19 protein-coding genes and 1 riboswitch are annotated in these 19,240 nt (G+C 38.6%); of the genes, 15 read left to right on the top strand and 4 right to left on the bottom strand.

The window, feature by feature from the left end; genetic code table 11:
• Positions 1–61 precede the first annotated feature (61 nt).
• On the top strand, positions 62–904 hold the full coding sequence (locus BrL25_RS23990; RefSeq protein WP_018670668.1) for an arylamine N-acetyltransferase family protein: 843 nt from the start codon (positions 62–64) through the stop codon (positions 902–904).
• Positions 905–1,763: 859 nt separating this feature from the next.
• Here BrL25_RS23990 and BrL25_RS23980 read toward each other — a convergent pair.
• The 4 genes from BrL25_RS23980 to BrL25_RS23960 form a co-directional block, all read right to left on the bottom strand.
• Entirely contained in the window at positions 1,764–2,525 is a 762-nt protein-coding gene (locus BrL25_RS23980) for a class I SAM-dependent methyltransferase (RefSeq protein WP_018670670.1), read from the bottom strand.
• Positions 2,526–2,649: 124 nt separating this feature from the next.
• Positions 2,650–3,336: a queuosine precursor transporter gene (locus BrL25_RS23975; RefSeq protein ID WP_018670671.1), complete on the bottom strand. Its 687-nt coding sequence runs from the start codon at positions 3,334–3,336 to the stop codon at positions 2,650–2,652.
• A gap of 467 nt (positions 3,337–3,803) precedes the next feature.
• On the bottom strand, positions 3,804–4,292 hold the full coding sequence (locus BrL25_RS23965) for a hypothetical protein (protein WP_018670674.1): 489 nt from the start codon (positions 4,290–4,292) through the stop codon (positions 3,804–3,806).
• Positions 4,293–4,353: 61 nt separating this feature from the next.
• Positions 4,354–5,160 carry an ABC transporter ATP-binding protein gene (locus tag BrL25_RS23960; protein WP_018670675.1) on the bottom strand — a complete coding sequence of 269 codons (807 nt, stop codon included), beginning with the start codon at positions 5,158–5,160 and terminating at the stop codon, positions 4,354–4,356.
• A 253-nt stretch (positions 5,161–5,413) separates the two neighbouring features.
• Between BrL25_RS23960 and BrL25_RS23955 the strand changes: the two genes are divergently transcribed.
• The 14 genes from BrL25_RS23955 to BrL25_RS23890 all read left to right on the top strand — a co-directional run bounded on the left by BrL25_RS23955 (position 5,414) and on the right by BrL25_RS23890 (position 19,235).
• On the top strand, positions 5,414–6,844 hold the full coding sequence (locus BrL25_RS23955; protein WP_018670676.1) for an NAD(P)/FAD-dependent oxidoreductase: 1,431 nt from the start codon (positions 5,414–5,416) through the stop codon (positions 6,842–6,844).
• A gap of 97 nt (positions 6,845–6,941) precedes the next feature.
• Positions 6,942–7,094: riboswitch (adenosylcobalamin (AdoCbl) riboswitch) on the top strand.
• A 54-nt stretch (positions 7,095–7,148) separates the two neighbouring features.
• Positions 7,149–7,544, top strand: a complete 396-nt coding sequence (locus BrL25_RS23950) for a DUF4430 domain-containing protein (RefSeq protein WP_018670677.1) — start codon at positions 7,149–7,151, stop codon at positions 7,542–7,544.
• The gene (locus tag BrL25_RS23945) at positions 7,534–8,085 is read left to right on the top strand and encodes an ECF transporter S component (protein ID WP_018670678.1); all 552 of its coding nucleotides are present in this window, start codon (positions 7,534–7,536) and stop codon (positions 8,083–8,085) included. The genes BrL25_RS23950 and BrL25_RS23945 overlap by 11 nt, the downstream gene beginning before the upstream one ends.
• A gap of 268 nt (positions 8,086–8,353) precedes the next feature.
• Entirely contained in the window at positions 8,354–9,493 is a 1,140-nt protein-coding gene (locus BrL25_RS23940; protein WP_018670679.1) for a 1-propanol dehydrogenase PduQ, read from the top strand.
• A gap of 191 nt (positions 9,494–9,684) precedes the next feature.
• Positions 9,685–10,038 (top strand): BMC domain-containing protein, encoded by a 354-nt coding sequence (locus tag BrL25_RS23935; protein ID WP_026315076.1) that lies wholly within the window; start codon positions 9,685–9,687, stop codon positions 10,036–10,038.
• A 2-nt stretch (positions 10,039–10,040) separates the two neighbouring features.
• Entirely contained in the window at positions 10,041–10,478 is a 438-nt protein-coding gene (locus tag BrL25_RS23930; protein WP_018670681.1) for a EutP/PduV family microcompartment system protein, read from the top strand.
• Positions 10,479–10,524: 46 nt separating this feature from the next.
• Entirely contained in the window at positions 10,525–11,097 is a 573-nt protein-coding gene (locus BrL25_RS23925) for an ANTAR domain-containing response regulator (RefSeq protein WP_003336170.1), read from the top strand.
• On the top strand, positions 11,093–12,514 hold the full coding sequence (locus BrL25_RS23920; RefSeq protein ID WP_026315077.1) for a sensor histidine kinase: 1,422 nt from the start codon (positions 11,093–11,095) through the stop codon (positions 12,512–12,514). Before BrL25_RS23925 ends, BrL25_RS23920 begins: the two co-directional genes overlap by 5 nt.
• Before the next feature lie 128 nt (positions 12,515–12,642).
• The gene (gene eutA, locus BrL25_RS23915; protein WP_018670683.1) at positions 12,643–14,073 is read left to right on the top strand and encodes an ethanolamine ammonia-lyase reactivating factor EutA; all 1,431 of its coding nucleotides are present in this window, start codon (positions 12,643–12,645) and stop codon (positions 14,071–14,073) included.
• Between the two features lie 29 nt (positions 14,074–14,102).
• Positions 14,103–15,467 carry an ethanolamine ammonia-lyase subunit EutB gene (locus tag BrL25_RS23910; protein ID WP_018670684.1) on the top strand — a complete coding sequence of 455 codons (1,365 nt, stop codon included), beginning with the start codon at positions 14,103–14,105 and terminating at the stop codon, positions 15,465–15,467.
• A 171-nt stretch (positions 15,468–15,638) separates the two neighbouring features.
• The gene (gene eutC, locus BrL25_RS23905; RefSeq protein WP_372486628.1) at positions 15,639–16,412 is read left to right on the top strand and encodes an ethanolamine ammonia-lyase subunit EutC; all 774 of its coding nucleotides are present in this window, start codon (positions 15,639–15,641) and stop codon (positions 16,410–16,412) included.
• 17 nt (positions 16,413–16,429) lie between these two features.
• Positions 16,430–17,083 (top strand): ethanolamine utilization microcompartment protein EutL, encoded by a 654-nt coding sequence (gene eutL / locus BrL25_RS23900; RefSeq protein WP_018670686.1) that lies wholly within the window; start codon positions 16,430–16,432, stop codon positions 17,081–17,083.
• Positions 17,084–17,093: 10 nt separating this feature from the next.
• Positions 17,094–17,765 (top strand): BMC domain-containing protein, encoded by a 672-nt coding sequence (locus BrL25_RS26335; protein WP_018670687.1) that lies wholly within the window; start codon positions 17,094–17,096, stop codon positions 17,763–17,765.
• Between the two features lie 3 nt (positions 17,766–17,768).
• Positions 17,769–19,235, top strand: a complete 1,467-nt coding sequence (locus BrL25_RS23890) for an acetaldehyde dehydrogenase (acetylating) (RefSeq protein WP_018670688.1) — start codon at positions 17,769–17,771, stop codon at positions 19,233–19,235.
• The last annotated feature ends 5 nt before the right edge of the window (positions 19,236–19,240 follow it).

The following is a 19,240-nucleotide window of genomic DNA, read 5'->3' as shown; positions in this document are numbered from 1 at the left end:
ATTTTAAAAGTGTAACATATAATCAATGGATAATTTACCTATAAATGGAAGGTGGTATACAATGTTAACCGAATTACAAAAAAATTTTTTCTCCCGGTTACAGATATCTCCAAAAGAAGATGTAACCTTTGAAGATTTACATGGAATTCTTCTGCAAATGGGATATGTACTACCCTATGAAAATTTAGACGTTATGGACAAGAATATCCAAAAAATTTCTAGAGAGAATGTCCAAGAAAAATTACTATTAACCCATTGCGGAGGACTATGTTACGAGCTTAATTCCTTATTATATTATTTTTTAATTGATTGTGGATTTGATGTCTATCGAGTATCTGGTACGGTCTACGATTTAGGGGGTGGTAAGTGGAAACCTGATGATGGGCATGTGATTATTATTTTAAATTATAATAATCAGAAATACATTATAGACGGGGGGTTTGCCTCACATCTTCCTTTATATCCAGTCCCATTTAGCGGGGAAGTCATCTCATCTCAAACAGGAAAATACCGTATTCGTAAACAAAATACTGAAAAAGGAACCTACCTACTAGAAATGAAAAAAGGAGAAAATGGGGAGAGCGCTCAATTCCTTGATTCTGAACCTACAAATACATGGCGCACTGGATATGCATTTACATTAGATGAAATAGATACAAATAAAGTAAATGTTATACAAAATATTATTGTTGAGCACCCAGAATCTCCCTTTAACAAAGGATATATTATCTGTAAATTAATTGAAGATGGGCATATTTCACTTACTAAACGAAGTTTTACAGAAACCAAAAAAGGCCAAAAAAGAAAACGAACCATAAATGAAGAAGAGTATCATCAGATTCTTACAGAAGTATTTAATATTGTTCCGAATAAATACCTCGATAAAACTTTAGAAAGAGGCTAGCTTAAACTTGAACTAACTCATATAAAATTTCTCTTCCACTCTAAAGCTAAATTTGTTGAAATAAAATTGCATTTTATTCATATTGTTAAATAATTCCCAATTGAAGCTGTTGGTATACTTTATTTGCAATATGTTTTGAGAGTGGAAAACAGAGCTTCTTATGCAGTATCACAAAAAACCACTCGAAAGAGTGCTTTTTCCAGGCTGTGGAGAAAACTTTCTCCTTTTCCTCTTTTTATGTGTCAACACTGATAAAAAAGAGGAAAAGGAGAGATTTATTATGATAGGGGCATGAAAAAATCCTCGTGATAAACGTGTATCAGTTTCTGTAGAAGAGTTAGTTCCACCAGAACATTTTCTTCGTGCCGCATACTTTTTTGTTTTTCCGTTCGCTCCTTTTTTAGCATGTTTTAAGAAGTTTCTATTTTAATAATAAGTTTCTTAGTAGCCCCCCTGACGGGGGACCTATCGGTGGGCTGGTATTGAAGGGAATGTGGTTATGAACTGTATGGAAAAAAACTTTTGGAATGCAAATACGAAGGGGGACACAACTGCGGATAAAATGTTAGCTGATGAGCTTATTTTGATTTTGATATTGAAAACACAATGGAAAGTTAGTGATGCAATGGGGATGAATCAAAACAAAGAAATGTCCGAATTTAGGGGATTCGGACGGTCGCCTCTCTTTCCCTCCTATAATTAATTTTTATTTATAACTAACTCTATCAGCTTCATAGTATTGCACATCTATAACTTTTTTACATGTGTTGTCTTTATAACGTACAACGGTCACATAATAAATATCCACTTTATCAGCAGAATCCCGAACCTTCCAATCCCAATACTAAAGGCCACCCTATCATGCTTTGTTAGCAATCGCTTCAAAGGTAATCATTTTTGTTGTTTTTGTTGGATATACACCAAACTGATAATCAGCAGAAATGATAATTTGATCAAATCCAATTTTCTCAAGAATCAATCTAAATTCTTCTACACCATACCAACGTAGGGGAAAACGTTCTAGCTCTGTTTCTATCAGAGTACCTTTTCGCCATTTCTCATACCTGCCATAAGAAATGCTATATTGATTAATATGATCTACTTCAACTAAGGTATCTTGATACGTGATTACATCAGCATTGTCACATGTCCACGTCCTTGTTGAGGTTGTACCAAAGGTAAACTCTGTTTGTAAAAATAGATCTACGATTAATTTCCCGCCGTTCTCCAAATTATGATAGAAATTCTGTAAGGCTCTGATGGAGGATTCTCTCTCATAAAGCAACAAAAATGTGCCAGTAGGTACGATAATCGTTTGATACGAAGTAGGTGATAAATAGGTTTCCATATTGGCTTCAAAAAGGGTAGGAGATAAGCCTCTTTTTTGACAGTGATTCTGGCAGATTCGAAGCATTTCTGGGGAGCTATCGTAACCATCTACGTGTAGGCCACTTTCCAATAGTGGAATAAGTATCCGACCTGTACCTACAGCTGGTTCAAGGATTTTTCCTTTATTTGAGAGTAACCTTTCCTTATAAAATTCTACATCACCAAAAGAACGACCAATTGGTTTATCCAAATCATATACTTCTGAAGATAAATGATTATAAAAACCCAGCATAGCAGTACCTCCTTACTTATCGGAATATTATATCATTTTGTTGGCGAATAAAAAAGTCCGCTTGCACATGAATTCTCATGTACAAACGGACCTCTTATTTTGAAAGGATAGCTAGTAAAAAAACCTATCCTTCTTTTGTAAATGTAAAGTTTCGTGCTATATATAAAATCGGTGTAGAAGCTGCCGAAACCACAAATTTAATCAGATAAGTCGTGATTAAAATGTGAAACCAAATATTCATAGGCAGTTCCCCTAGGAAAGCAATGGTGCAGAAGATTACGGTATCAACTAATTGGCTAATTAAAGTACTTCCGTTATTTCGAATCCACAATTGATTTCGTTTCGGACATATCTTCTTTAAAAAAGTATAAATACGCACATCTAAAAACTGGCTAATAAAGTATGATGTTAAACTAGCGATTGCCAGACGTGGTAAGAGACCAAAGATCATAGCTAACGCATCTTGTTTCGTCAGTTCGTCTGGATGGGGCACAAATTTCAAAGCCATCTGCATGATAATGGTTGTGGTGATTAGCGTAAAGAAGCCAAACCAGACGGCTTTTTTTGCCTGCTCTTGCCCATATTTCTCATTGAGTAGGTCACTACATAGATAAATGGTAGCATACATCGTATTTCCAAGCGTCATGGCAAAACCAAACAGCTCGACGATCTTCACCACTTGAATGTTGGCGAGCACGGTGGCAAATCCAATCCAAGCATACAAGCCTACTTTGCCAAAAAAACGATAGCATACTAAGAATAATACAAAATTGACCAGTACAAAGCCAATCCCAAACCATAAATTAAACATGTATCCTCCTAGTTTTGATAACGCGGGAGATCTCGAACCGCGAAGAGTGTATGAAGTTGTCACAACGATTCATTGTAACAAGCTTCACCCTGTGGTTCAATGCTTTTTTCCACATCAGTAGTTATTCTTTGATTGAGGGGTATCGTTTAACCAGCTTTCAAAGAATTTTTTTAGAGATAAACAAACGAATACAAAAAGCGTTCCTCCTACCAAAGCAAAGAAGAGCAGCAAATGGCTACCCCCTATATTTGAAATTGCTATAGAACCATATCAAAAATTCCATCGACCCATTCAGGATTCTCAGCTATATGATATTCTCGGCATAGATTATTGTGGACCTTCTTATATTCTACGATGATGCAATGTAACACAGGGAGGATTTTAACTGAATCTCTACTACAGTCCCAGTTTGCAAGAAGAGTTAGTTGCCAGTTTTGCAAGTTACTACTGCTTCCTTCCGTTTTTTTTCAATCACCAAGAGTATTCGGCTGTATTCCTGCCTCCATAAGCCATGCTGCCGCTACTAAGAAACGCAAGGTGTCGACGCATTGTAGGGCATAGTACATTTCTTCTCTCATTACCCTGCGGTAAGTTTCGTGAACATAAGCAAAAAACTTGGATCGCGATATTTCAATGTCTTCGGTGGTCGGTGTATATAATAATTGCATGGACTGCTCCAGAATGTTCGTCATCATTCCATCCGTATCATGTGTAATTCGTATATTTTGTAACCAGATGGAGGGCTGCATTTCTTCTGTTTGATAATAAAAGGAGTCCACCTTTATAAAAGAAGAAAAATGTGCAACACTGTAATTTGCTAACGGGTCATCCTCATAAAATAAAACGTTCCCCCAGTTTTTCGCTCGTTGCTTCTTGTTTGCCCGATACTCTTCAAAAAACTCATCTTTGACGATAATGCGAAGATCAATGTCGGAATAGCCCCCAATCATGCTCACTTATAGGGAGCTCCTTTTTTCTTTTTCCCATAAGTTTTTCCTATATGTAGATAGAGACCCCTCAAAGACGCTTGCCAACAGGTTCTTGGCAAAACAACCAATGTCGACCCATAATGTGTTCAAGCTGAACCGGAATTCCGAAAAAACGGGATAAAAGCTCGGGAACAAGCATGTCATTAGTCCGACCAGAATCAAAAATGCTCCCATCTTTGAGCAAGAGCGTATGCGTGAAACAAGGTAAGATCTCTTCAATATGATGGGTAACGTAGATAATGGTAGGGGCATTAGGTTGTTTAGCAAGTGTATCAACGTATTGTAATAATTGTTCGCGAGCTATGAAATCAAGACCTGTTGTAGGTTCATCTAAAATCAACAACCGCGGGGATGCCATTAGGGCACGGGCTAATAAAATACGTTGTCGTTCACCCTGTGACAAAACCTGATAGGTACGGTGCTGTAAATGAGTACAACCAAATTGTTCTAATAAGGCCTTTGCCTGCTCTACTTCATCTTGAATCGTCGGTTCGTATAGGCTTAGAGAAGCGTGCTTACCGGATAATACAATATCTATGGCGGTATCACTTCCTCGTAGCTGTTGTTGCAGAGAACTACTAACAAGACCAATTTCTTTACGTAACTGCCGCAAGTCATAGGTACCAAATTTTTTTCCAAGAACCTCAATTTCTCCAGACGTAGGCCAAAGATAGCCGTTTAGGAGTTGTAGGATGGTAGATTTACCTGATCCATTTAAACCTAGTAGACACCAATGCTCTTTAGAATGAATGTCCCAGCTTATCTCTTTGAGAATAGGTGTGTCGCCACGTTTCCAGCATATCTTGTATAAGGTAAGGATTTGTTCAGCTTGCACGAACAGGCTCTCTCCTTTTTCGTCATTTTAAACATTGTACTAATTTTCTGTCTTATTTATCAATCTAGAAATGAAAGGATATGAGTGGAATATCGTTTAATCCTGCGTTTTGCAAAGAAGGATGCAAGGTAATAACACGAATAAAAATCATGTTTATATAAAAAACGTTCGGAATTAATCTTGATTATTCAAAAAGTGATGTTATAATCAATAGGGTTTGTAATTTCCTAACATTTTCAAGGGGGCAACTTCTATGAATTATGATGTTATCATTGTCGGAGCTGGTCCAGCAGGAATTTTTACGGCGTATGAATTGATTCATAAAAAACCAGATTTACAGATCCTGTTGATTGAAAAAGGACACAATATTTACTCACGTCGCTGTCCCATCCTTGAGAAAAAAATCAGTAAATGTCCGCCTCCAGCAGGTCGAAAGGATTATAGTGGTTGCTTACCAGCTTGCTCTATTACCAATGGATTTGGGGGAGCAGGGGCTTATTCAGATGGAAAATTCAACATCACGACAGAATTTGGCGGCTGGATGACTGATTATTTAGCACCTTCTGAAGTACTCGAACTGATAAAATATGTGGATGAAATAAACTTAAAACACGGAGCAACGCCCCATATTACTGATCCAACTACGGATGCGGTCCGTGATATAGAACGTAAGGGGCAAGCAGTTGGACTTAAACTATTACGTGCTAATGTTCGTCATTTAGGCACAGAGCAAAATTTAGAAATTTTGAAGAGGATCTACGAAGAGCTAGAACCACAAATGAAGATGATCTTCAAACAGGAAGTGGAAGATATCATTGTTGAGAAAACAGACAATGGGAAAGAAATTCGCGGGATTACCTGTAAAAAGGGTCAGGAGTATCGGGCAAATAAAATAGTTATTACTCCTGGCCGAGACGGTTCACAATGGTTTGGCGAGATATTGAAAAAACAGGGCTTACGGTTGATTAACAATCAAGTAGATGTGGGAGTTCGCGTAGAAACCACCAACGTGGTGATGGAGGAAATCAATAAGCATCTGTATGAAGGGAAATTTTTATTTAAGTCTTCTACGGATCAAATTGTGCGTAGTTTTTGTTCCAATCCAAGCGGTCATGTTGTCGTAGAGAATCACAGCGGTGTTATGGCGGCTAATGGTCACGCATATAAAGATGAGAAGCTTGGTTCGCCTAACACGAACTTTGCCTTGCTTGTGTCTCATGTATTTACTGAGCCATTTGATAAGCCGAACGAATACGCTAAAGAGGTATCACGACGTGCTAATGATCTATCCAACGGCTCGGTGATTGTACAACGCTTTGGTGATATAAAACGCGGTCGTCGTTCCACAGATAAGCGACTGAAAGAGGGATTTATTGAACCAACGTTAAAAGAAGCTGTGCCAGGTGATCTCGGCTTAGTATTACCTTATAATACGATGAAAAGCTTAATTGAAATGGTGGAGGCACTTGATCATGTTACGCCAGGTATTGCCAGCGAACACACCCTGTTTTATGGAGTAGAAGCGAAATTCTATTCAGCACGCCCACATTTGAACCTTCACTTTGAAACGGAAATTATTGGTTTATACGCTGGTGGTGATGGAGCAGGTTTAACACGTGGACTCGCGCAGGCAGGGGCATGTGGCGTTCATATCGCTCGGGGAATTTTACGTCAGCTATCTTAAAATATGGAAGAATACAACTATATTTTGTCACAACAGTATGATTGTCAAGTCCATTTCTTGTGCTATAATGTTTTCAAATGGGTCACACCTCATTTACTTAAATAAATTTATAGTTTTAGGTGATGGAAGTTTGGTGTAAATCCAACGCGGTCCCGCCACTGTGATAGACTGTTTTTTAGTCTTAAGTCAGGTCTTTTACCTAAAAACTATTGAAAGGCTAACCATTTCGAGGCGAAGGTGGTTAGTCCATGTCTAGTGATGTTTCCCGCCTCGCTAGACTTTTTTAATGGAGAAAGGAGCGAATATGTTAAAAAAGGTTTGTCAAATCGCCTTACTTGTTGCACTTGCAATGGTAAGTGTAATAGGTTGTTCAAAAAATGAAGTAGCACAAAACACAGCAGCAGAAGAAAAGGTTGAAAACAAGATCGTTGTGGAGGTTTCAACTGATCAGGGTAAAACCAAAGTTGCTGAAAAAACGATTCAATTCAAAGGGGATCAAACCTTGTATGAGTTGATGAAAACCAATTTTAAAGTGGAAGACGATAATGGATTTATTACGTCGATTGAAGATGTAAAACAAAATCCAGCAGAGAAAAAGTATTGGCTTTACGAAGTGAACGGTGCACCTGCGGTTACAGGAGCAAAGGATCTCAAAGTAAAAGATGGCGATGTCGTAAAGTGGGATTTACATGCTTCCTAATTATCAAATGCAAAAAGCACCATTATCCAGTGTGAAAGGTATTACGCTACTAGCTATCTTAGCTGCCTTGTCTGTTGCTGGACGGATTGCTTTATCGTTCATACCTAATGTACAGCCTGTGACAACAATTGTCATTCTTATGACAATTCTTATGGGACTTCGATATGGTTTGTTACTTGCGATAATTGTGATGATTTTGTCAAATATGGTCCTAGGAATTGGAATTTGGACTTTGCCACAAATCATTGCATACTGTGCGATTGTCGTCGTAACCAGTATATTTATGCGTCCTCTCTTTTCAAAGCTCTCCTTGTTTGTGATGGCCCTTTATGCCGGATTTACAGGATTGCTATACGGGTTTATCATCTCTCTTTGTCAGATACCGCTTTACGGTTCAACTTATTTTCTTGCTTATTATCTAGCAGGAATCCCCTTTGATACGTTGCATGCAATTGGGAATTTCGTTTTTTATTTCGTACTAGCACCTCTTTTACTCCCTTTGTTACACAAATTGATAAATCAACATTTTGATAAGTCTTGACAAACTGAACAGGCACAATGTAGTGCTTGACGAATCTTATCAAACCTTTGATGCAAAAGGTTTTTATACACAAAGACGTGTATAGTGTTTTTAAAAATAACAACCAATACATAGTTGACTATATGATAAATATAGTAGTACAGTATTGATAGAAAACAGAATACAGGTTACACAAAGACGTGTTACTTATGTAGATAGCAAAGAGGCTTTTAAAGGGAATACTCCCTTCTAAAAAGCCTCTTTTTTTATTTCAAATGGAGGTGTCAGCATGGATAAGGTAAGTTTTAAAACAGACATTTACATGGGACAAGGTGCTTTGAATCGTCTACAGGATCTGAAAGGAAAACGGATTTTTATTGTCACCGACCCTTTCATGGTTCAATCGGGAATGATTCAACAAGTCATTAACCAAATTGATGAAAGTAATGAGCACATGGTTTTTAGCGACATCGTTCCAGATCCACCGATCGAGGTTGTTGTAAGTGGGATGAAAGCACTCAGTGAGTTTGAGACTGAAACGATTATCGCACTGGGAGGAGGCTCCGCTATCGATGCCGCGAAAGCAATGAAATATTTTGCGAAACAAGTGTCCGCACAACAAGATCTTCCTTTCATTGCTATTCCGACAACAAGTGGAACAGGTTCAGAAGTAACCGCATTTTCAGTCATAAGTGATCAACAAAAAAATATTAAGTATCCACTTGTGTCGAATGATATGACTCCTGAAGAAGCTATTTTAGACCCAGAGCTAGTAAAAAGTGTCCCTGATTTTATTACAGCCGATACAGGAATGGACGTTCTAACACATGCTATCGAGGCATTTGTTTCTACAAAAGCAAATGATATTTCTGATGCTTTTGCTGAAAAGGCGATGAAGCTCGTTTTTGAATATTTAGTAAGAGCATACAAGGATGGTAATGATTTAGAGGCACGTGAAAAAATGCACAATGCTTCCTGCCTTGCAGGGATGGCCTTTACAATTACATCACTAGGTCTAAATCATGGAATTGCCCATGTAGCTGGGGCTAAGTTCCACATTCCTCATGGTCGGATGAATTCTTTATTGCTTCCACATGTGATTGAATACAATGCGAATTGTGGAACAGGATATGGCGAAGTTGAAAATCAGAAAACGGCCAAGAGATACGCTGCTATTGCCAAAAGCTTAGGTCTACCAGCAAGCAATACGCGAAGTGGGGTACGTAGCTTAATTAATGCGATTAAGCAATTGCAAAAACAATTGAAAATGCCAGCGAATTTGCGGGATTGTGGCATCGAGTATAAGCAGCTAGAAGAAATGAGAAATGCGATTGCAGAAGGGGCGCTAAAGGATGGATGTACAATAACAAATCCACGTGTGCCAACGGAAGAAGACGTTATTGGAATTTTGAACAAAATGTTTCAGTAGCGAATATTTTGTCGAAATTCGTCTAATGAAGTATTGACATCGTTTACAAGTTCAAATATAGTGAAATTAACACAACGACGTGTTAAGAATTTTAATTGAGAGCGAAGAGGCTCCTTAAAAATTGCCATGTGTATTTTTTAAGGGGCCTTTATGTGTTTTTAATGTTTTTTCAAGCAGATGGGATGAGGTTTATGAGCCAAAACAATGAGAAACAACGTGTTATTCAAGAGTATGTACCGGGTAAACAAGTCACACTAGCTCATATCATAGCTAATCCGAATCCAGATATTTATAAAAAGCTAGGATTAAGTAGTGATACGAAGGATGCAATTGGTATTTTAACCATTACCCCAAGTGAAGCATCGATTATCGCTGCTGATATAGCAACGAAAGCTGCTGGCGTACTTATTGGTTTTGTGGATCGTTTCAGTGGATCAGTGGTGGTTACAGGCGATGTATCCTCTGTGGAGTCCGCATTAAATGAAGTGTTGCTTGGCTTACAAGATATTTTAGGATTTTCAGCTACGAAGATAACGAGAACGTAGTTATGAAGAAAATCATTTTAACAGGAAATACAGGATGTGGTAAGACCACTTTATGCCAGCGACTTCACGGACATGTGATCGCCTATAAGAAAACACAAGCGATTGAAACTTTCGACCAAGCCATTGATACACCTGGGGAATGTATAGAAAATAGAGGTTTATATAGAATGTTGCTTGTGACAAGTGTCGATGCGGATGTCATTGGCCTTGTGCAAGATTGCACAAACGAGGATTGTTATTTTCCACCCTCTTTTGGCTGTGTATTTGCGAAACCAGTTATTGGTATCATCACAAAAGTAGACATTGCCAAAAATGCGGAGGACGTGAGAAAAGCTAGGGAATACTTACTAGCAGCTGGTGCTTCGCAAATTTTCGAAATCTCTTCTACTGAAAACATAGGTATAGAAGAGCTACAGAACTACTTAAATGATGACGAATAAGATTTGAGAAGTATTTATTTTGCTTAGACAATGAGGTGTGGTACCCATGAATGGAAAAATTGTAGTAGTCGATGACGAGCCTATTACAAGAATGGATATTCGTGAGATTTTAAAAGAAGCGAACTACAATGTAGTAGGGGAAGCTTCAGACGGTTTTGAGGCCATTGAGTTATGTAAAAAGCATTTGCCTGATCTAGTGATTATGGATATTCAGATGCCTATCCTAGATGGATTAAAAGCGGGAAAAAGAATCCTTTCGGAGCAATTAGCTGGTGGAGTCGTTCTGTTGACAGCCTTTAGTGATAAAGAAAGTATTGAAAAGGCTTCTAGTATTGGTGCTTTGGGTTATCTAGTGAAACCACTTGATGAAAAATCTTTCATACCAATGGTTGAAGTCACCATCGCCAAAGGAAAAGAATTTCGTAAGCTAGAAAAAAACTATACAAAGGTCTCTCAAAAGCTAGAGGAACGAATTGCAATTGAGAAGGCAAAAGGGATTTTGATGAAAGAAAATGGTTTTTCTGAAGAAGAAGCGTATCAGACCATTCGTAAATTGAGTATGGATAAAAGATGTCCTATGATTGAAATCGCTACCACAATCGTGATCTCTTATGATTAGAGAAACAATTACGCAGTTGTGTAAAAAACATACTCATTTATCAGACGCTGAAATTCAGAAAATCATTGAAGTAGCCCATTCTAATGAATTATTTGATTTGCAGGAGGGAAGGGACCTTTTTATTGATGTCCTTTCAAAACTGACAAACGAAGCTATTGTTGTCTACCATCAAACTCATGGGATTGCGCAATCATTGTATCAATGTCCTGTTGTTGGCGAAGTTGCTTTAAGGGAAAATGAGCCTGGTGTACTCCGGACGTTAGAAACAGGAGTTATGTCAGTGGGACTTGTTGCAAAAACCCAAGAGAACCAATTGGTTCGACAAACGGTATATCCAATTCACCTAGATGGAAAAGTCATTGCTGTACTTATCTATGAAAAAGATGTAAGTGAAAACATCAATGCTAATTTTAAAGTAACCAAAAACGATTCCCAATACGAAGATATAGCATCTACCGTAACAGCTATGATCAGATTTAATGAATCCGTTATCAATCAGCTTGATGACGCTATATTAATCTTTGATAAAGATGGTTTTTTAAAACTGAAGAATAGCAAAGCGGATAGACAATATAAAAATTTGGGGTATTTAGAAGACATACAGGGTCTACATTACGATAACCTGTCTTTAGATCAAACTTTGTTTGTAGAAGTAATGAGGGAATTTGACGAGACAAACCTAAGTCAATTCCAGAAAGATGTACATGTTGCTAAGTATTTCTTTCAAGTAAAAAGATTGTTGATTGATGAGCGTGACTTGCGTTTAGTCGTTATTTTACATGACGTAACGGAAATTAAAGATAAAGAAGCTGAAATTATCTCAAAATCTGTGGCTATCCGTGAGATTCATCATCGTGTTAAAAATAATTTGCAAACGGTAGCTTCCTTACTGCGTATCCAATCTAGACAATGTGAAAGTGAAGAAGCAAAGAAATGTCTGAATGAGAGTGTAAGCAGAGTGCTAGCTATCGCTGCCACTCACGAGCTACTCTCTACACAAATAGAAGCTAACGTAGATTTACTTGAAGTTATCGAGCTAATCGCAGCTAATATTCAACGTTGCTTTGTTAATTGTAAGAAGATAGATATACGTATAGAAGCTAATCAAAAAATTTGTATAGATAGTAATCGCACAGTTGCTATAGCGCTTATTATCAATGAGTTGCTACAGAACTGCTACGAACATGCCTTCTCTGATCGGGAGGAGGGAATTGTAAGGGTTTCCTTGTGTGTAGAAGGAAAGCTTGCAACCATTGAAGTGGTGGATAATGGGAAAGGCTTCTGTGTCGATAAATGTTCACAAGAAAGCCTAGGTTTATCTATTGTCACAAGCTATGTTAAGGATAAACTAAAGGGGAGCATGAAAATTGCTTCTACCGAAAATGGAACATCTGTTACTTTTTCTTTCAAAATATAATATTGATACTACAAAGACGTAGTATGAAATAAGCAAAGAGGCTTAAGGTTATATATTCTCAGTTGATGGGGATGTATGTAACTTTAAGCCTCTTTTCTTTTTTCTACTAGCTATAAGGGGGTGACAAAATGAAAGAGGAATTGCTAAGCGTAGGTATCGATATGGGAACATCAACAACCCAAATTGTGTTTTCTAAGCTGTATATTCAAAACTTAGCCTCAACGTTTTCTGTTCCACGTATCGTCATCACCGATAAAGAAGTGATATACCGAAGTGATATTTGCTTCACGCCATTGCTCTCTGCTAACAGAATTGATGTTCAACAAATTAAGGTATTTGTGCAGGAGCAGTATGAAAAAGCTGGCATAAAAAAAGAAGAGATTCAAACTGGCGCCGTTATTATTACCGGCGAAACGGCACGAAAAGAGAATGCGAATGAGGTATTACTTACCTTGAGTGGCTTTGCTGGAGATTTCGTTGTTGCAACAGCTGGTCCTGATCTTGAAAGTATTATTGCTGCAAAAGGAGCAGGGGCACATACGTATTCGAAGGAACATTCCACTTCAATTGTCAACATTGACATTGGTGGCGGTACTAGTAATTTAGCGGTATTTAGCCACGGAGAATCACAAGATACGGGTTGTTTAGATATTGGTGGGCGATTGATCAAGGTAGATCCCGTGACTCATGAAATCATCTATATCGCACCTAAAATCAACATGTTGATTCAAAAAAGAGGATACGACATACAGCTAGGGCAAACCGCTACAGCAGAGAAGTTGCAACCAATCATCCAAGAAATGGTTTGGCTTTTAGAAGAAAGTGTGGGTCTAAAAGAGAAAAGCGATTTTTATGAAACGATTCTCACTCATAGAGGATTAAAGCTAGACAAACCGATTGCATGCATTTCCTTTTCGGGTGGTGTAGCCGATTATATCTATCAGCATGAAGAGAAGGATGTGTTTCATTACGGAGATATCGGCATCTTGTTAGGAAGAGCTATTGCTGCCTCTCCACTTATGACACAAATGAAAGTCTTTCATTCTGTAGAGACAATTCGTGCAACAGTTGTTGGTGCTGGTTCTCATACTACTGAAATAAGTGGTAGTACGATCACTTATACAGAGGAAACGTTCCCGATTAAAAACGTACCGATTCTAAAAGTAGCTATAACGGACGAATCAGGAGACGAAGAGAAACTAGCACAGGCCATTCGCGAAAAATTAGAGTGGTTCAAAGTAGATAATGATTTACAAAAAGTAGCGATTGCCATTGAAGGGAAAAAGAATCCTAGCTTCCCCGAAATTCAGATATACGCTAAAGGAATACACAAGGGGATGGCTGAGCTACTTGAAAGAGAGTATCCATTCATAGTGATTGTTCACCATGACATGGCGAAGGTACTAGGACAAACCCTATATGCACTACTGAACTACAAAAAAGATGTTGTGTGCATCGACAGTATTCAGGTAGACAATGGTGATTACATTGACATTGGGAAACCAATTGCCAATGGAAAGGTATTACCCGTAGTGATCAAAACACTCGTATTCAACTAAGAGATGTACAAATGAGAGGAGGAGCTTTTGTGATCTTAAAGACGAAATTATTTGGTCGGATGTATCAATTTTCATCCATTATCGAAGTCCTAGCAAAAGCGAATGAAGTAAAATCTGGGGATACATTAGCCGGTGTTGCTGCTACTTCAGCTGAAGAACGCGTTGCTGCTAAGGTTGTTCTAGCTCAACTAACATTAGCTGATTTACGTAACAACCCTGTTGTTCCTTATGAGAAGGATGAAGTAACACGCATCATCCAAGATCAAGTGAACGAAAAAATTTACGCTGAAATTAAAAACTGGACAGTTGAAGAATTGCGCGAGTGGATTCTAAACGAGAACACAAAAGAGTCTGATATCAAACGCATTTCCAGAGGTCTAACTTCTGAAATGATCGCAGCAGTAGCAAAAATCATGTCCAACCTTGACTTGATTTACGGAGCAAAAAAAATCCGCATTACTGCTCATGCAAACACAACAATTGGTCGTGCAGGCACGCTATCTGCTCGTTTACAGCCTAACCATCCAACCGATGATCCAGACGGTATTACAGCTTCCTTAATGGAAGGTTTAACTTACGGTATTGGTGATGCGGTACTTGGTTTGAACCCAGTAGATGATTCCACTGAAAGCGTTGCGCGTGTCTTAAAAAGATTTGAAGAGTTTAAACAAAAATGGGAAATTCCTACTCAAACTTGTGTATTAGCTCACGTAACTACACAAATGGATGCTATCCGTCAAGGAGCTCCTACAGATTTGATTTTCCAATCCATTGCTGGTTCTGAAAAAGGAAACGAAGCATTTGGTTTTAATGCTGCGACGATTGCTGAAGCTCAACATTTAGCTTTGCATGAAGGTACAGCTACTGGTCCAAACGTAATGTATTTTGAAACAGGACAAGGTTCCGAATTGTCTTCTGAAGCTCATCATGGAGTGGACCAAGTAACAATGGAAGCACGTTGCTATGGTTTTGCTAAGAAGTTTAGTCCATTCCTTGTGAACACAGTTGTTGGCTTTATTGGACCTGAATATCTCTACAACTCTAAGCAAGTTATTCGAGCAGGTCTTGAAGATCACTTCATGGGTAAATTAACAGGTATTCCAATGGGATGCGATGCTTGTTACACCAACCATATGAAAGCAGATCAAAATGATATTGAAAACTTAGCTGTATTATTGTCAGCTGCTGGATGTAACTTCTTCATGGGTATCCCTCATGGTGACGACGTAATGTTGAACTATCAAACAACAGGATACCACGATACAGCTACCTTACGTGAGCTGTTAGGCTTGGCTCCAATTAAAGAATTCGAACAATGGATGGAAAAAATGGGCTTCATTGAAAATGGAAAACTTACGAAAAAAGCCGGAGACGCTTCTGTGTTCTTAAAGTAAAGAAAGGAGGAAACAACAGTGAACGAAAAAGAACTAAAATCCATGATTGAAAGCATTCTATCTCAAATGATGGACAGCCCTAAAGAGGCAGTAGCTACACAAGAAATGGTATCACAAGAAATGGTTACTCAAGCAATCGCAGCAAGTGGTCAACAACATCAAGAGGAATCTATGATTAGTGATGAATTCTTGGAAGACATCACAGAAGTTGACATTAAAGCACAGCTTTTGATTCCAGACCCTGAAGATAAAGAAGGGTATCTGAAAATGAAAGAAAAAACCCCTGCTCGTCTTGGGATTTGGAGAGCAGGCCCACGTTATAAAACATCTACATCCTTACGTTTTCGTGCTGACCATGCGGCAGCACAGGATGCGGTATTCTCCTACGTACCTGAAGAATTTGTAAAAGAAATGAATTTGGTATCGATTGAAACGCTTTGCAAAGACAAAGATGAATATATCACTCGACCAGATTTAGGTCGTCAGCTATCTCCAGAAACCATCCAATATGTAAAGCAGAACACAACGCAATTTGCGAAGGTTCAATTGGTTGTTGGGGACGGATTAAGCTCTGCTGCAATTGAGGCTAACCTACGTGACATTTTACCATCCATTACGCAAGGTTTAAAAATGTATGGAATCGAAATCGGTAATATTTTATTCGTAAAACATTGCCGTGTACCTTCCATGGATGTCATCGGTGAAATTACAGGAGCAGATGTTGTATGTCTTCTAGTAGGGGAAAGACCTGGTCTAGTAACAGCAGAATCAATGAGTGCTTACGTTGCTTATAAGCCAACAGTTGGTATGCCAGAAGCGAAAAGAACAGTTATCTCCAATATTCACCAAGGTGGTACACCAGCAGTAGAAGCTGGGGCTCATATTGCAGAGCTAATCAAAACCATGATTGATAAAAAAGCTTCAGGTATCGATTTGAAAATGTAGGAAAAGGAGGAAGTCTGATGAAAAACGAACCTATCTACGCAAAAGTATTAGGAACTAAGCTGATCTCTAACGTGAGTCCTGATATGGCTGAGAAGCTAGAACTAAAACCACATCACAAAAGTTTGGGAATCATCACAGCTGATATTGATGATGTGACATATACCGCATTAGACGAAGCAACCAAATCAGCTGATGTAGATGTTGTTTATGCAAAAAGTATGTATGCGGGATCAGCTAATGCATCTACAAAACTAGCTGGTGAGGTAATTGGGATCATTGCAGGTCCAAGCCCAGCAGAAGTGAAAAGTGGACTTAGTGCTGCTATCAACTATATCGAAGACTCAGCACATTTCGTAGGTGCAAATGACGATAATTCGATTACGTATTTCGCACATTGTGTCTCCCGTACAGGTAGCTATTTGTCTCAAGTAGCTAATATAAATGAGGGCGAAGCAATTGCCTATTTGATTGCACCTCCTCTCGAAGCAATGTACGCACTTGATGCAGCTCTAAAAGCAGCAGATGTGAGCATTGGAGCTTTCTTTGGACCTCCATCTGAAACCAACTTTGGTGGTGCCTTATTAACTGGTAGTCAATCTGCATGCAGAGCAGCATGTGATGCATTTGCAGCAGCCGTTCAATTTGTGGCTGACAACCCTACCAGTTACTAAGGGATAATCCATGAAAAATCAAGCATTAGGACTTGTTGAGACGAAAGGACTCTTGGGAGCAATGGAAGCTGCTGACGCTGCTCTCAAAGCCGCAAATGTTACATTCATTGGTTTTGAAAGATTAAAAAAAGATGGTTTGGTGACAGTCAAGGTAACAGGTGATGTTGGAGCAGTACAAGCTGCCGTTGACGCAGGAAGTGCTGCTGCTAGACAACTAAACTGTCTCTTCAATAGTCATGTCATCGCAAGGCTACATGAAGAAACAGCTAAAATCGTCACTGTTGATTTGCCAAAAGAGACACCAAAAAAAATGCCTAAAGAATTACCTGCAAAAAACATCCAAAGCACTCCTCTTGAAGTAATTACAAAAGCGAAAAAGCCAGAGGCAGCACCGGTTGTTGATCACGTAGAAGAAGTCTCTGTTCAACTAACTGAAAATGCTCAAGAGGGAACACAGGATGAAAATGATGTGGTAATTCAAGAGCAACAACTAGAAGAAGCTACCTCCCTTGTTTCTTCTGGTAAAAAGAAAGAAAAACGACTAGAAGATATGAAACTAGCGGAGTTAAGAAAAATAGCTTACAAGTTAAAATTAACAACCATTTCGAAAGTGCAAGTAAAGTATGCAAAAAAAGATCAGCTTATTAAAGCGATTGCACAACATGAGGGAGAGAAGGAGTAAAAAATGGAAGTTCTAGACAAAGACCTAATGTCCATTCAAGAGGTACGCACTTTAATCAAAAAAGCAAAAGAAGCTCAAGTCAAACTAGCTTCCATGACACAAGCACAAATTGATTCCATTGTTAAAGCGATGGCAGATGCTGCTTATGAGAATCGTGAGAAGTTAGCTAAAATGGCAAACGAAGAAACAGGTTTTGGTCGTTGGCAAGATAAGATTGTCAAAAACGCATTTGCTTCTAAGCATGTTTATGAAGAGATTAAAGACCTTAAAACCGTTGGTATCTTGAATGAAGATAAAGAGAATAAAACAATGGAAGTCGGTGTACCTGTAGGTGTTGTAGCTGGTTTAATTCCATCAACAAATCCTACTTCCACCGTTATCTATAAAGCAATCATCTCTCTTAAATCGGGAAATAGTATTGTATTTTCCCCACATCCAAATGCACTACGTTGTATCTTAGAAACAGTAAAAATCATTAGTGAAGCTGCTAAAAAAGCAGGTTGCCCAGATGGTGCTATTGCTTGCATGACTGTACCAACTATTCAAGGGACAGATCAATTAATGAAGCACAAAGATACGGCTATGATTCTAGCTACTGGTGGTACAGCTATGGTAAAAGCAGCCTACTCCTCTGGTACACCAGCAATCGGTGTAGGACCTGGTAATGGACCAGCATTTATTGAAAGAAGTGCTAACATTCCATTAGCAGTAAAACGTATCCTTGATTCTAAAACGTTTGATAACGGAACCATTTGTGCTTCTGAACAATCCGTTGTTGTAGAAAGAGACAACAAAAATGCAATTGTTGAGGAGTTCAAAAAACAAGGTGCTTACTTCCTTTCCAAAGAAGAGAGCCAAAAACTAGGAAAATTCATTATGCGTGCAAATGGTACAATGAATCCTCAAATCGTAGGAAAAAGTGTTCAACACATCGCGAAATTGGCTGACCTACAAGTTCCTGAATCAACACGAGTTCTTATTGCTGAAGAAACAGAAGTTGGAAGTAAGGTTCCATACTCTCGTGAAAAATTGGCCCCAATCCTCGCTTTCTACACAGAAGATAACTGGAGAACTGCATTAGATCGTTGTGTTGAGATTTTAAATAACGAAGGTGCTGGACACACAATGATGGTTCATACGAACAATGAAGCTATCGTTCGTGAATTCGCTTTGAAACAGCCTGTATCCCGTATCCTTATTAATACACCAGGTACTTTAGGCGGTATTGGTGCGAGTACTGCTCTATTCCCAGCGTTAACATTGGGTTGTGGAGCGGTTGGAGGAAGCTCAACTTCCGATAACGTTGGCCCACTAAACCTACTTAACATTCGTCGTGTGGCTTACGGCTTGAAAGAATTAGAAGATATTGTAGAAACAAGAGCAACTGAAGTAAAAGAACCTACTCTTGAAGCTACTAATAAAGAAGAATTAATCAGCTTAATTGTAAAACGCATTTTAGCTGAAATGTAAGACCC

It is taken from the genome of Brevibacillus laterosporus DSM 25 (assembly GCF_002706795.1).
Classification (GTDB): Bacteria; Bacillota; Bacilli; order Brevibacillales; family Brevibacillaceae; genus Brevibacillus_B; species Brevibacillus_B laterosporus.
Note: the sequence above shows the minus strand (reverse complement) of the source record. Positions and strands in the feature narration are given on the sequence as shown.

What these genes read in the sequence shown, in the direction of transcription:
- BrL25_RS23980 (WP_018670670.1), bottom strand. Translation starts at nt 2,525, where the DNA reads ATGCTGGGTTTTTATAATCATTTATCTTCAGAAGTATATGATTTGGAT.
- BrL25_RS23935 (WP_026315076.1), top strand. Translation starts at nt 9,685, where the DNA reads ATGAGCCAAAACAATGAGAAACAACGTGTTATTCAAGAGTATGTACCG.
- BrL25_RS23990 (WP_018670668.1), top strand. Translation starts at nt 62, where the DNA reads ATGTTAACCGAATTACAAAAAAATTTTTTCTCCCGGTTACAGATATCT.
- eutC (WP_372486628.1), top strand. Translation starts at nt 15,639, where the DNA reads ATGATTAGTGATGAATTCTTGGAAGACATCACAGAAGTTGACATTAAA.
- BrL25_RS23940 (WP_018670679.1), top strand. Translation starts at nt 8,354, where the DNA reads ATGGATAAGGTAAGTTTTAAAACAGACATTTACATGGGACAAGGTGCT.
- BrL25_RS23950 (WP_018670677.1), top strand. Translation starts at nt 7,149, where the DNA reads ATGTTAAAAAAGGTTTGTCAAATCGCCTTACTTGTTGCACTTGCAATG.
- BrL25_RS23890 (WP_018670688.1), top strand. Translation starts at nt 17,769, where the DNA reads ATGGAAGTTCTAGACAAAGACCTAATGTCCATTCAAGAGGTACGCACT.
- BrL25_RS23930 (WP_018670681.1), top strand. Translation starts at nt 10,041, where the DNA reads ATGAAGAAAATCATTTTAACAGGAAATACAGGATGTGGTAAGACCACT.
- eutA (WP_018670683.1), top strand. Translation starts at nt 12,643, where the DNA reads ATGAAAGAGGAATTGCTAAGCGTAGGTATCGATATGGGAACATCAACA.
- BrL25_RS26335 (WP_018670687.1), top strand. Translation starts at nt 17,094, where the DNA reads ATGAAAAATCAAGCATTAGGACTTGTTGAGACGAAAGGACTCTTGGGA.
- BrL25_RS23955 (WP_018670676.1), top strand. Translation starts at nt 5,414, where the DNA reads ATGAATTATGATGTTATCATTGTCGGAGCTGGTCCAGCAGGAATTTTT.
- BrL25_RS23975 (WP_018670671.1), bottom strand. Translation starts at nt 3,336, where the DNA reads ATGTTTAATTTATGGTTTGGGATTGGCTTTGTACTGGTCAATTTTGTA.
- eutL (WP_018670686.1), top strand. Translation starts at nt 16,430, where the DNA reads ATGAAAAACGAACCTATCTACGCAAAAGTATTAGGAACTAAGCTGATC.
- BrL25_RS23925 (WP_003336170.1), top strand. Translation starts at nt 10,525, where the DNA reads ATGAATGGAAAAATTGTAGTAGTCGATGACGAGCCTATTACAAGAATG.
- BrL25_RS23945 (WP_018670678.1), top strand. Translation starts at nt 7,534, where the DNA reads ATGCTTCCTAATTATCAAATGCAAAAAGCACCATTATCCAGTGTGAAA.